Source organism: Gryllotalpicola sp. CP2-P1, from assembly GCF_057512245.1.
This window is the reverse complement of the sequence record NZ_JBLRDT010000080.1, coordinates 1-11,706: the sequence shown is the minus strand read 5'-3', so window position 1 is coordinate 11,706 and position 11,706 is coordinate 1. Positions and strand designations below refer to the sequence as shown.

Below are 11,706 nucleotides of genomic sequence, written 5' to 3'. Positions count from 1 at the left end.
TCGTGGCGGCCGGGGACTCGGACCTCGCACGGTACGCGGCGCCGATCGGCATGGCCGTGGCGCTCGCGGTCATCGGCCTGGGCATGGTGGTGGCCGGCGCCGCACGGCGCCGCAGCGGCGCGCTCGCGTTCTTCGCCATCGTGACGCTCATCATCGGCCTCGGCTCCTTCGGCTGGCCGGTGCACGACGCGCCCGTCGGATACACCCAGTTGCGCGCCGACCGCGACGTGAGCTTCACCCAGTTCGCCGGTCAGGTCGAGATCGACGCGGCCGCCGGAGACCTGGACGCGAGCGGCACGCGCGAGATCGAGATCGACCAGACGTTCGGAGCGGTCGCCGTCTACCTCGGCGACGGCGTGAAGGCGCGGGTCGAGGTGACCAGCACGGACTCGGACGTGCACAGCTATGAGCGCCGTGACGGCATCATGGCGCAGCAGGGCGAGCTGCGGGCGAGCTCCCCGGACAGCCGCGCGGCCGTCACGCGCAGCTGGGACAACACGCACGGCGGCACGGCCGACCTCGTCGTCGACATCACGCAGGGGCACGGCGGCGTCTACATCTACCAGGGCGGCGAGCGCCCGAACAGCGGCCACGGCTATCTCGACTGAGGAACAGGGACATGAGCGACGAGAAGAACGCAGAGCAGACCGCAGAGCAGACCGACAAGCTGGGCGAGCTGTTCACGGCAGAGACGGATGCCGGGGAAACCGGCGCCACGGCACCGTTGCCCGAAGCCGAGCCTGCCTGGCTGGCCGGGCGGCAGCAGCAGGGCCCCCTGCGAACCACGCCCCGCGTGCGCTGGGCCGGAATCATCTGGGGCCTGGTCTTCGCCGCCGGCGGCTGGTGCACCGTCTGGACTCTGCTCGAGGCGGACCGGCGCGCCGCGTTCAGCAACTGGATCCTGTCGCTCGACGACGGCGGATGGGCGATCGTCGGGGCGCTGGCCCTCGGCGCTCTGCTGCTGCTGATCGGCCTCAGCCAGGGGCTGAAGGTCGCCACGCGCCCTAGAGGATGACGGGCTCGGGCTGCAGGTTGATGCCGAAGTCGCTCGAGACCCGCGCCTGAATGAAGGTGGCGAGCTGGACGATCTCGGCCGCCGTCGCTCCCCCGCGATTCGTGAGCGCGAGGGTGTGCTTGCCGGAGACCGCAGCTCGGGAGCCCGGCAGCGCGAAGCCGCGGCCGATTCCGCTGTGCTCGATCAGCCAGGCGGCGCTGAGCTTCACGAGCACGGGGCCCTCATCGGGCTGATCGGCCACGGGCCAGCGGGGCGCGTCGCCCGGGAGGCTGCGCGCGAACGCCTCGGGAACGATCGGGTTCGTGAAGAAGGAGCCTGCGCTGAAGGTGTCGGCGTCGAGCGGGTCGAGCACCATGCCCTTCGAGCGGCGCAGTGCGAGCACGGCCTCACGCGCATCGCCGAGCGGCACCCTCGCGCCGACCTCGACCCCGAGGGCGGCGGCGAGCTGGCTGTAGGCGACGGGGGAACCGAGGGCTGAGGCATCCGCCCCCATCATGGTCAGCCTGAGTTCGACGGCCGTGATCAGCCCCTGATAGCCGTGTTTGAAGATCGAGTCGCGGTAGCCGAGTTTCAGATCGGATGCCGCAAGCCGGCGCACCTCGAGCGACTCGGCGTCGAGCACGTCGACGGCGACGAGCGCCGAGCCGACCTCCTGCCCGTAGGCACCGACGTTCTGCACGGGAACCGCGCCCGTCGAGCCGGGGATGCCGCTGAGCGCCTCGATGCCCGCCCAGCCGTTCGCGACGGCGTGGGCGACGACCTCGTCCCACGGCTCGCCGGCCTGGACACGCAGCCGCACCTCGCCCTCGGGCGCTTCGATCCTGTCGACTCCGCGGGTCGCGACGTGCAGCACGGTTCCGGGGAAGCCATCGTCGGGCGCAACCGTGTTGGAGCCGCCGCCGAGGATCAGCCACGGCTCGTCCTGCGACCAGAGCTCGCGAGCCATCTCGACCAGCTCGCTCTCGCTCGCCGGCGCGAAGTACGCCTCGGAGGCGCCCCCGACGCGCAGCGTCGTCAATGCGGACAGCGCCGGGATCGCGCCGGGGGTCGGTGCCGCCTGCTCGCTCACAGGCGGACGAGGGCCTGGGCCTTGCCGAGCACCGTCTGCTCGCCGACCGTCACGGTCAGGTCGATGCGCGCCTGCCCGGCCTCGGTGTCGAGCTTGCCGACCTTGGCCACGACGAGGACCTCGGCGCCCGACTCGGGGTCGACGACGACGGGGCGCGTGAAGCGCACCTGGTAGTCGAGGATGCGGCCGGGATCGCCGACCCAGTCGGAGACGGGCTGGACGGCGAGGCCCATCGTGAGCATGCCGTGGGCGAGCACGCCGGGCAGCCCGACCGAGACCGCCACGTCGTCGCGGTAGTGGATCGGGTTGAAGTCGCCCGAGGCGCCGGCGTAGCGCACGAGCGAGTCGCGCGTCAGCGGGAAGGCGGCTTCGGCGACGACGTCGCCGACGGCAAGGGTGCCGAGGTCGGTGCTGCCGGTCATGTCAGTCCTCCGCTCGCACGACAAGGGTCGAGATGGCCGTGACGACGCGCTCCCCCGAGGCATCCGCCACCACGGTCTCGGCCGTGACCATCGAATTGCCCGCCAGCGTCTTCACACTCGTCACCGTCAGCCGGCCCGTGAGCTCGTCGCCGGCGACGATCGGGCGCGTGTAGCTGAAGCGCTGGTCGCCGTGGACGACGCGGCTGAAGTCGATGCCGGCGTCGGGTTCGGCGAGCAGCTGGTCGAGCGTGAGCTGCTGGATCACGATGGGGAACGTCGGCGGCGCGACGACGTCACGATAGCCGGCGGCCTGGGCCGCAGCCGGGTCGAGGTTGATCGGGTTCGTCGCGAAGACGGCACGGGAGAACTCGCGGATCTTCTCGCGGCCCACCAGATAGGGCGCCGTCGGCTCGAGCGCACGGCCCACGATGTCGGGATTGATCGGCACCCGGAAAGCCTAACGGTGCGCACATTCGAGCCGGGTGAGCACTGCCGGCGCCCGGACGCATCCTGCGTGCAGCCACGTGGAAAGCGTGGCGGCGACTGGCCGTGCACGAGAAGAGCCCCGGTCGTTACGACCGGGGCTCTTCGAAGATTGGTTGCCTTACTGGCAGCTGTCGCACTGCAGCAGGTCCATCGGGTCGACGGGAACCGCGTAACCGCCGACGGTGTCGTTGCTCTCGTAGTCCATGGTTGCCCCCTCGAATCGAAGCTCTGTGGCGAGGACTCTTGGTGCCAAGAGGACCTCTTCCGCGTTTGCGGTAGGAACACTATATATCCGGAATTACACGAATGTCATGCCACTAGATGTGGTGTTTCCCGGATTTTTCTCTCCACACTCTTCAACACAGATTGCCCACACTTTCATCCACATCCAGGATCCGCAGAACCACTGACATTGCGGGCGGTTATGCACAGAGAAGCGCCGCTGCGGATTCCACATCCACAGCGGCGCTTCTCGGCGTGTCGCGGGTCTCCATTCGGCTTCGCCGAGTCGACCAGCGGGGGCGCCTCGCCGAGTCGACCAACGGGGGCGGCGCAGGCTACTCGGCGGAGAATCCGCCTGTCACCGAGAACGAGCCGTCCAGCGCGAACGGGTCCGCGATGCGGCTCGAGCGATCGGTGACCGCGACGCGCGCCGCGAACTCGCGGCCGGCGCGAGCGATCCGGTCGGGCAGGCTCGGCAGCGAGGCATCCGCCTGCCCCGCCCAGTCCTCGGTCGCGGCGTATACGCCGGTCGGCAGGACGTCGGCGTGCATATAGGTGAGGACCGGGCGCATCGCGTAGTCGAGCACCTGCGAGTGGCGCGGCGACCCGCCGGTCGCTCCGATGAGCGTCGGAAGGCCGGTCAGGGCGCTCGGCTCGATGACGTCGAGGAACGACTTGAAGAGGCCGTTGAACGACGCATTGAAGACCGGCGTCACGATGATCAGTCCGTCGGCCGCTGCGACGGTCTCGATCACCTCGGCGAGCTTCGGGCTGGGGAATCCGGTCACCAGGTTGTTGGTCACGTCCTTGGCCGTGTCGCGCAATTCGAAGACGGATGCCTGCACATCGGTTCCGAACTCGTCGCGCAGCGCCTCGATCGCCGCGGCCGACAGGCGGTCGGCGAGCATGCGCGTCGAGGACGGAGCGCCGACACCGGCGGCGACGACGGCGAGATTGCGGGTTGTCATGGGGAGTCCTTTCAAGAGGAGAAGGTCTGGTCTCGATACGCGCTGCGCGCTACTCGACCCGGCGGATACGGTCGCTGCGCGAGCTACTCGACCACCGGCACCGCGGCGTCCTGATACGGAGAACCGTTGGTGAGGTTGTCGCCGCGGTTCGCCCCGGGGCGGAACTCGCGGGCCCCGCCGGCCGCCTCGACGAGTGCGGCGTGGTTCGGCGCATCCGGCACACCCGGCGCACGGCGCGCGTCGAGCTCCTTCCGGAGCACGGGAATGACCTCTTCGCCGAGCAGGTCGAGCTGCTTGAGGACGGCAGACAGCGGCAGTCCGGCGTGGTCCATGAGGAACAGCTGGCGCTGATAGTCGCCGACGTACTCACGGAATCCGAGCACCTTGTCGATGACCTCCTGCGGGCTGCCGACGGCCAGCGGCGTCTGCTCGCTGAACTCCTCGAGGGTCGGGCCGTGGCCATAGACCGGCGCGTTGTCGAAGTAGGGGCGGAACTCGCGCTTCGCGTCCTGCGAGTTCTTGGCCAGGTAGATCTGGCCCCCGAGCCCGACGATCGCGTCCTTCTCGTCGCCGTGGCCGTAGTGCGCGAAGCGCTGGCGGTACAGCGCGATCATGCGCTGGGTGTGGGATGCCGGCCAGAAGATGTGGTTCGCGAAGAATCCGTCGCCGTAGTAGGCGGCCTGCTCGGCGATCTCGGGGCTGCGGATCGAGCCGTGCCACACGAACGGCGGCACGCCGTCGAGCGGCCGGGGCGTCGAGGTGAAGCCCTGCAGCGGGGTGCGGAAGTGGCCTTCCCAGTCGACGACGTCCTCGCGCCAGAGGCGGTGCAAGAGCGCGTAGTTCTCGATCGCGAGCTGGATGCCCGAGCGGATGTCCTTGCCGAACCACGGGTACACCGGCCCGGTGTTTCCGCGGCCGAGCATGACGTCGACGCGACCGTCGGAGACGTGCTGCAGCATCGCGAAGTCCTCGGCGATCTTCACGGGGTCGTTCGTCGTGATCAGCGTGGTCGCGGTCGAGACGATCAGCCGCTCGGTCTGCGCGGCGATCGCCGCGAGCAGTGTCGTGGGCGACGACGAGAAGAACGGCGGGTTGTGGTGCTCGCCGATGGCGTAGACATCCATGCCGACCTCTTCGGTCTTCTTCGCGATCGCGATGGCCGCCTTGATGCGCTCGGCCTCGCTGGGGGTGACGCCCGTGGTCGGGTCCGGGGTGATGTCACTGACCGAGAAGACCCCGAACTGCATTGCTGAAGAGGACATGTGCCGTCGCTTCCGTTCGTCCCGTGGGCGGTTCCTGCGCCGCCCCATTTCCATACGTTTGCATGGAACCAGGCAGAGAATCCGCTTATTCCCTTCCCACTCGAGCGAGGCGCATCGGCTCGCTCAGCGACCGCCGCGGCCGCGGAACCGCGACGGCGGCCGGCCGAGCAGGCGCGTGAAGTGGGCGGTGAATGCGGAGGGTGACGAGTAGCCGAGTCGGGCGGCGACTTCCGTCACGGTGCCGGTGCGCAGCAGGGGCAGGCTGGCGAGAAGGCGGGCGCGGGCACGCCACGCCGCCGGGCTCATGCCGGTGGCTTCCGCGAAGCGCCGGTCGAGCGTGCGCTCGCTCATTGCCGCCCGGCGCGCCCATTCCGCATTCGTGACCGTCACGTCGGGGTCTGCGAGGTAGCTGCGGCAGAGCGCGCGGAGCGGCTCGCCCGAGGGGAGCGTCAACGCCAGGGGAAGCGGAGAGACGGTCTGGAGCTCGCGGAGGATGAGCTGGACGAGCGCCCCGTCGCGGCCCGCGAGGTCATAGTCCGCCTCGAGCTCGTTCGCGGCGCGGAGCAGTTCGCGAAGGAGCGGCCCGACATCGACGACGGTGCACGACGCGGGCCACCACGGCACAGCCTGCGGCTCGATGTAGAGGCTCCAGGTGGTCACGCCGAGCATGCGGACCTCGTGTGCGGTGCGTGGCGGAATGAGGACGGCCCGGTCGGCCGGGACGGTCCACGCGCCGTCGTCGGTCTCCACCAGCATCACGCCGCGCGCGCCATAGAGCAGCTGCGCGCGCCGGTGCTCGTGCCGGGCCAGCAGATGGTCCGGCGGGTAGTCGGTGCCGATCGGAAGCACGTCGACGGCCAGATGGTCGTAATCGGCGACGGACACGTTCCGCATCGCTCCAGGGTATGGCGCTGTCGCGAAGGTTTCTGCCGAACCTTCGAATGCGCGTCAGGCCGTGCGCGGCTGTGCTGGAAGCGTGACGTTTTTCATGCTTCTCACCGTGGGGGTCGTCGTCGGCGTGACGACCGCGCTCTTCGGCTTCGGCGGCGGTTTCGTCACCGTGCCGGTCATCACGGCGGTGGACGCGGGGCTCGGCGGGGATGCGATCCATGCCGCGACCGCGACCTCGGCCGTGGTCATGCTGGTCAACGCCGGATTCGCGACCGCCGCAACCCGGCGCGACGTGCTCATGCGGCTGGGCAGGAGCGCTCCGCTGCTCGTGCTGCTTGCCGCTGGCGGTGCGGCCGGGACGTTGGCCGGCCGATTCGCCCCCGCCTGTCTCGTGCGCTGGGGCTTCGTCGCCTACGTCGCCGTGACGGTGGTCGACGTGCTCGCGCGGCCTGGATTCTTCCGCCTGCAGCGCGCTGCCGCCGAAGGGGGCGACGCGCGCAGCGCTCGCGGTCTGCGCAGCCGGCTCGGCTTCCCGATCGGGAGCGTCGCCGCGTTCCTCGGCGTGGGCGGCAGCGTCATGACCGTCCCGCTCATGCGCCGATCGGGAGAGGCGATGTCGGTGGCGACGTCGCTCGCGAACCCGCTGACCGTGGCCATCGTCGCCCCGGCCGTTGCCCTGTCACTGTCCACGCCCGCGGGCATACCGCACACCACCGGATTCGTCGGCGCTGTCGATATGCGCGCCGCGGCCGCGCTGCTCGCGGGCGCGATGCCCGTGATCCTGCTGCTGCGGCGCCGACCGCCACGGATTCCCGAGACAGCGCACAGCGTGGGCTACCTGCTGCTACTCATCGCCTCAGGAGCCGCGGTCGCGCTACTGGGGTAGGGCGCATCGGCCGGCTCATCGTCGCTGCAGCATCGGCGTCTCTGATCACGAGTGCGACCGCTACCGCGGCCAGTGCCACGGCGGCCGCAGTCAGGAACGCGACGTGGTACGGGAACAGGCGAGCCGACGCGGCGGCCCCCGGTCGCGAGCCGATGAGCGAGCCGACGACCGTCGACAGCAGCGCTACGCCGACGGCGCTGCCGAGCTGCTTGCCCGCGTTGAAGACGGGTGAGGCCCTGCCGGTGTCCGCCCTCGAGATCGTCGCCATGGAGATGGCCTGCGACGGGATGAACACGGCGGCAACACCGAGGCCGAGCACGAAGAGGTCGAGACGCGCCCACCACAGCTGGTCGGCTGCGGTGAAGCGAGCCATGAGGGCGAGGCTGAGTGCGATCAGGACCAGCCCGGCAGCCGTCAGACGCCGCGGGCCGACGCGGGCATACAAGACCCTGCTGACCAGCTGACCACCGAGCACGACACCGACCGCGGAGCCGATGCTGGTCAGCCCCGAGACGAGGGCTGAGACACCGAGGCCCTCCTGCAGGAAGACGGCGACGAGATAGAGAGCCCCGATGTATGCGACGGAGGCAAGACCGTAGAGCGCGGTGGCGACAGTGAAGAGCCGGTTGCGGAACATCCGCATGTCGATGAGCGGATGCGCCACACGCAGCTCCACGAAGACGAGCGCCACAAGCATGAGTACGCCTGCGAGCACGGCGGTGAGGACGAGCGGACTCCCCCAGCCGAGGCTCGCACCTTCGGCCACGCCGGTCATCAGCGCCCCGAGGCCCACGGCAGACAGGACGAGACCCGCGAGATCGAGGCGACCGGGGCGCGGCTGCGTGTGCGCGTCGAGGCGCAGCGCGCCCCAGACGAGCGCGGCCAGCCCGATCGGCACATTCACGAAGAACACCAGCCGCCAGGTGGCGTAGCTGGTGAAGACGCCGCCGAGAAGCGGCCCGAGAGCGGGTCCGATCGCGGTGACCAGGGCCAGCGTGCCCGAGAGCCGCACGCGCTCGGCGGGCGGGTAGGCGCGGAACAGCATCGCCAGCCCGACGGGCAGCATCACGGCGCCGCCGACGCCCTGCAGCGCACTGAGGGCCACCAGCATCGGGAGGGAGCCGGCGCACCCGCACAGGGCCGAACCGAGCGTGAACAACCCGATCGCACCGAGCAGCGCCCGCTTGCCTCCGATGCGATCGCCGAGCCAACCGGAAACCGGGATGAAGACGGTCAAGGCGAGCAGGTACGCGATGGACACTGCGCCGACCGAGGCGGCCGACACGTCGAAGTCGCGCGCGATCGCCGGCAACGCGACCGTGACGATCGTCGTGTCGAGCACCGACATGAACATCGCCGCGACATAGACGACTGCGACCACGACTCGTTGAGAATCATTCTCATTAGGCATGCGGTCCAGCCTATGGAACCAGTTGAGTCTGTCAACCATATGGGGCGACCGTAAGCTGATGGCATGCCCCAGGGCACCGATTCGGCAGCCGACGCAGCCCTCACCGCATGGTGCCGGATGCGGGAGCTGATCGCCTCCCCCGACGTCGTGGCGGCCGAGCACCGCTTCATGAACGAAGTCGGCCTCACGGCGGGACCGGTGCGCGCCCTGCGCGCGCTGCTCACGGGCGGGCCACAGCCGATGCGCGTACTCGCCGACGAGCTCGGCTGCGACAAGTCCTACGTCACGGGCCTGGTCAAACCGCTGCTCGCCAAGGAACTCGTGACGCTCGAACCCGACGCATCCGACGGGCGCGTGAAAGTGGTGACACTCACGGAGGCCGGCGCGAATGTCGCCGCGCGCGCCCAGCGCGTGCACGAGACGCCGCCAGAGGCGATCAGCAGCATGGCACCCGAGGCACTGCAGGAGCTCGCGCGCCTGCTCGGCGAGGCATCCGGATGAGCTAGGCGGAGCGCTTCGTGCCGGCCGCATGGAACGCAGCGGCGTAGTCGCGCGCAAAGGCGTCGATGTCGCGGGCGGGCCGCCCGAGCACGTCGGGCACGGCCGTCGTGACAGCCCGCGCCTCGCCCGCCGCGTAGTGCGCATAGTCCTCGACGAGGCCGTCGAGCTGCCAGGCCGGCACCACCCCGGCCAGCGCCGCGGCGAACGCGTCGGGCGCCACATCGATGAAGCGCACCGGCCGGCCCAGTGCCCGCGTCAGCGCCGCGGCGATCACTGCATGCCCCAGCGCCTCCGGACCCGTGAGGGTGAGCGTTCCGAGGGGCTCGGTCGCCGTGAGGGCTTCCGCCGCGACCTCGCCGATGTCCCTGGCATCGATCACGCTGACCGCGGCATCGCCGATCGGCGCAGGCAGCGTGCCGTCGACGGCGATGGGCACCGCCATGGCAAGCAGCCCCTGCATGAACAGATTGGGGCGCAGCGAGGTGCCGCCGATGCCACTGGCGCTCAGATGCTCCTCGACGGCGGCGTGATAGCGCAGGAATCGCACGGGAGAGTCGGCGCGCGCCGCGAACTGCGAGAGCAGCACGATGTGCTCCACGCCGACAGCCCTGGCCACGTCGATGAATCGGCGCTGCTGGGCTTCGGCCTTCTCCGTCGAGGGACTCACGAGATAGGCGGCGCGGACGCCGTCAAGGGCGCGGCGCAGCGTCTCGGCGTCATCGAACTCCGCGGCAACGGCCTCTGCAGCGGGGTCGGTGATCAGTTCGGGGCGGCGCGTGACGGCGCGGTACCTCACGCCGCGGGCGGAGAGCGCCGCGGCCGTGGCACCGCCGGTCGTGCCCGTGACGCCGGTGATGAGCAGTTCGGGTGCAGTCATAGGACAGTCCTTTCACTAGTGAGAGTGATCGGTCACTCACTTCAACGGGAAGCGCGATCGGCGTGCTCCTCGCCGGGCGGTGCGGACTCAGCCAGGGTGGCGGACTCCGTGGGTCAGGGTCTTGGCCCAGTCATCGGGCAGGTCCCAGATCTGCGCCGTCACGATCAGGTGGCACAGCTGCCCGAACGCCATGAAGCGCTGCACCTCATCGTTGGTCGCGCCCGAGCGGGTCTTCGCGAAGGAGGTGACGCGGGCGAGACCGGCCCGCAGTGCGGCGCCGATCTCGGGCACATCCGCGACGGACTGCGCATGGACCTGCAGCAGCAGTAGCCGGCGGTCGGCGATGAGCTGAGCGTAGGCGGCGCCCATCGCATCCAGCACCGCGTCGGCTGACTGCTCTTCGGCCTCGTCGGCGCCGCGCTCGAGCGCGGCGAGGATCTCGTCGAAACACCGCTCGAGGGCCGCGACGAACACCGCGTTCTTACCCGAGAACAACTTGAACACATAGGCCGACGAGATCTTCGCCCCGCGAGCGACATCGGCCACCGTGGTCGCATGGAAGCCGCCGCGCGCGAACGCGTCGATGGCCGCAGCCGCGACGAGTGGGCGGCGGCTCTCGGCGGAGGAGAGGACAGGACCGGGCATGTGAGTGACTATACACTCACTGCACTTGACCACCACATTTCGCCGCGAGTGGGCGCCCGACATGCTGCCGAGGGCGCCCCGGCCCCATCGAGGGGCCGAAAGTGAGGAAAGGTTTCGCGGTCGCTATTGAGCCCCGGTCAGTTGTCAGATAGCCTGACGATGGATTTCTACCCTGGGGGACGGTAATGGATTCGGATCGGCGCATGCCGTCGTGGCTCAAAGCCACGATTCGCAGCGCGCTGATCGCGACCGCCGTCGGAGGCGGACTCTTCGCCCTCTCGCAGGTTCTGGCGCCATCTGAGGCGCACGCCGAAACCGTCTCGGCCGAAGCACCGGCAGGTTCGGGCGACTCTCTGCTCGGCTCGACGCTGAGCGGCGTCGGCTCGACGCTCGGCGCCGTCACCGGCGTGGCGGACAGCACCGTCGGGGGCGTCGGAAAAGTCGTCACCGCGGTCACGACGCCGGTCAACACCACCGTCTCAACGGTGGTCTCGACGACGGTGAACGCACTTCCCGCACCGGTTCAGGCACCGGTCAAGCAGGTGACCGCCCCCGTCGTCAACACCGTCACCCACGTGACGCAGCCGGTCACGAACACGGTGTCGCAGCTCGCCGCCGCGAAGCCCGTGGGGAGCCTCGTGGGCGGCGTCTCGAGCACCGTCGACAGCGTCGTCACCGACGTCGAGCAGGTGCCCGTGGTCGGCGGGGTCGTCAGCGGAATCGCTGGTCAGAACCCGGTTTCAACCGTGCTTTCGCCTGCCGCATCCGGGCTAGACAACACCGTCGGCTCGGTTGCCGAGACCGTCGACACGACCGTTACCGACACCACGGGCGCGCTCACGTCGAGCCTCACGCCCGACGGCTCCGACAGCTCTGAGCCTGGCTCTCTGCCGACGACCGGCGGCGTCGCTCCGAGCACGCCAGATGCGATCGGCACGCCCGACGCGTCGACGAGCGCGCACGCCGTCGCCGATTCGGATTCCAGCTCGGTCGCCGCCCCTCTCGAGGCCGTCGGCGCAGCGACCAACGCGGGCGCACCCTCCGGGCCTGC

At 69.9% G+C, this 11,706-nt stretch carries 14 protein-coding genes and 1 pseudogene; 5 read left to right on the top strand and 10 right to left on the bottom strand.

Features of this window, described 5'->3' with window-relative positions; all coding sequences use genetic code 11:
- Together ACM2XV_RS08180 and ACM2XV_RS08175 are read left to right on the top strand one after the other, a co-directional pair.
- Nucleotides 1-608, top strand: a 608-nt coding sequence (locus tag ACM2XV_RS08180) for a hypothetical protein (protein ID WP_487026579.1), incomplete at its 5' end; no start/stop codon positions are given.
- A gap of 11 nt (nucleotides 609-619) precedes the next feature.
- Nucleotides 620-1,015: a hypothetical protein gene (locus ACM2XV_RS08175; RefSeq protein ID WP_487026578.1), complete on the top strand. Its 396-nt coding sequence runs from the start codon at nucleotides 620-622 to the stop codon at nucleotides 1,013-1,015.
- Here ACM2XV_RS08175 and ACM2XV_RS08170 read toward each other — a convergent pair.
- The 7 genes from ACM2XV_RS08170 to ACM2XV_RS08140 form a co-directional block, all read right to left on the bottom strand.
- Nucleotides 1,005-2,084: a UDP-N-acetylmuramate dehydrogenase gene (locus tag ACM2XV_RS08170; RefSeq protein ID WP_487026577.1), complete on the bottom strand. Its 1,080-nt coding sequence runs from the start codon at nucleotides 2,082-2,084 to the stop codon at nucleotides 1,005-1,007. The two genes, ACM2XV_RS08175 and ACM2XV_RS08170, sit on opposite strands and share 11 nt — an antisense overlap.
- Complete coding sequence (locus ACM2XV_RS08165; protein ID WP_344772509.1) at nucleotides 2,081-2,506, bottom strand: MaoC family dehydratase; 426 nt, start codon at nucleotides 2,504-2,506, stop codon at nucleotides 2,081-2,083. Before ACM2XV_RS08165 ends, ACM2XV_RS08170 begins: the two co-directional genes overlap by 4 nt.
- 1 nt (nucleotide 2,507) lies before the next feature.
- Nucleotides 2,508-2,954, bottom strand: a complete 447-nt coding sequence (locus ACM2XV_RS08160) for an FAS1-like dehydratase domain-containing protein (RefSeq protein WP_487026576.1) — start codon at nucleotides 2,952-2,954, stop codon at nucleotides 2,508-2,510.
- 156 nt (nucleotides 2,955-3,110) lie between these two features.
- Nucleotides 3,111-3,245 carry a hypothetical protein gene (locus ACM2XV_RS08155; protein WP_487026575.1) on the bottom strand — a complete coding sequence of 45 codons (135 nt, stop codon included), beginning with the start codon at nucleotides 3,243-3,245 and terminating at the stop codon, nucleotides 3,111-3,113.
- Nucleotides 3,246-3,549: 304 nt separating this feature from the next.
- The gene (locus ACM2XV_RS08150; protein WP_344772529.1) at nucleotides 3,550-4,182 is read right to left on the bottom strand and encodes a CE1759 family FMN reductase; all 633 of its coding nucleotides are present in this window, start codon (nucleotides 4,180-4,182) and stop codon (nucleotides 3,550-3,552) included.
- 83 nt (nucleotides 4,183-4,265) lie between these two features.
- Nucleotides 4,266-5,429, bottom strand: coding sequence for an LLM class flavin-dependent oxidoreductase (locus tag ACM2XV_RS08145; RefSeq protein ID WP_487026580.1), 1,164 nt, complete (start codon nucleotides 5,427-5,429; stop codon nucleotides 4,266-4,268).
- A 138-nt stretch (nucleotides 5,430-5,567) separates the two neighbouring features.
- The gene (locus ACM2XV_RS08140) at nucleotides 5,568-6,338 is read right to left on the bottom strand and encodes an AraC family transcriptional regulator (protein WP_487026574.1); all 771 of its coding nucleotides are present in this window, start codon (nucleotides 6,336-6,338) and stop codon (nucleotides 5,568-5,570) included.
- A 94-nt stretch (nucleotides 6,339-6,432) separates the two neighbouring features.
- On the opposite strand from ACM2XV_RS08140, the gene ACM2XV_RS08135 reads away from it, so the two are divergent.
- A complete protein-coding gene (locus ACM2XV_RS08135) occupies nucleotides 6,433-7,221 on the top strand; it encodes a TSUP family transporter (protein WP_487026573.1) in 789 nt (262 codons plus the stop codon).
- On the opposite strand, the gene ACM2XV_RS08130 is transcribed toward ACM2XV_RS08135, so the two are convergent.
- Nucleotides 7,184-8,632 (bottom strand): DHA2 family efflux MFS transporter permease subunit, encoded by a 1,449-nt coding sequence (locus ACM2XV_RS08130; protein ID WP_487026572.1) that lies wholly within the window; start codon nucleotides 8,630-8,632, stop codon nucleotides 7,184-7,186. The genes ACM2XV_RS08135 and ACM2XV_RS08130 overlap by 38 nt on opposite strands.
- 63 nt (nucleotides 8,633-8,695) lie before the next feature.
- On the opposite strand from ACM2XV_RS08130, the gene ACM2XV_RS08125 reads away from it, so the two are divergent.
- Nucleotides 8,696-9,133 carry a MarR family winged helix-turn-helix transcriptional regulator gene (locus ACM2XV_RS08125; RefSeq protein WP_487026571.1) on the top strand — a complete coding sequence of 146 codons (438 nt, stop codon included), beginning with the start codon at nucleotides 8,696-8,698 and terminating at the stop codon, nucleotides 9,131-9,133.
- A gap of 1 nt (nucleotide 9,134) precedes the next feature.
- Here the strand turns inward: ACM2XV_RS08125 and ACM2XV_RS08120 are convergent, their stop codons facing one another.
- On the bottom strand, nucleotides 9,135-10,010 hold the full coding sequence (locus ACM2XV_RS08120) for an NmrA family NAD(P)-binding protein (RefSeq protein WP_487026570.1): 876 nt from the start codon (nucleotides 10,008-10,010) through the stop codon (nucleotides 9,135-9,137).
- Nucleotides 10,011-10,097: 87 nt separating this feature from the next.
- Nucleotides 10,098-10,655 carry a TetR/AcrR family transcriptional regulator gene (locus ACM2XV_RS08115; protein ID WP_487026569.1) on the bottom strand — a complete coding sequence of 186 codons (558 nt, stop codon included), beginning with the start codon at nucleotides 10,653-10,655 and terminating at the stop codon, nucleotides 10,098-10,100.
- A 203-nt stretch (nucleotides 10,656-10,858) separates the two neighbouring features.
- On the opposite strand from ACM2XV_RS08115, the pseudogene ACM2XV_RS08110 reads away from it, so the two are divergent.
- Nucleotides 10,859-11,706 (top strand): annotated as a pseudogene (locus ACM2XV_RS08110) (hypothetical protein); the annotation flags it as partial.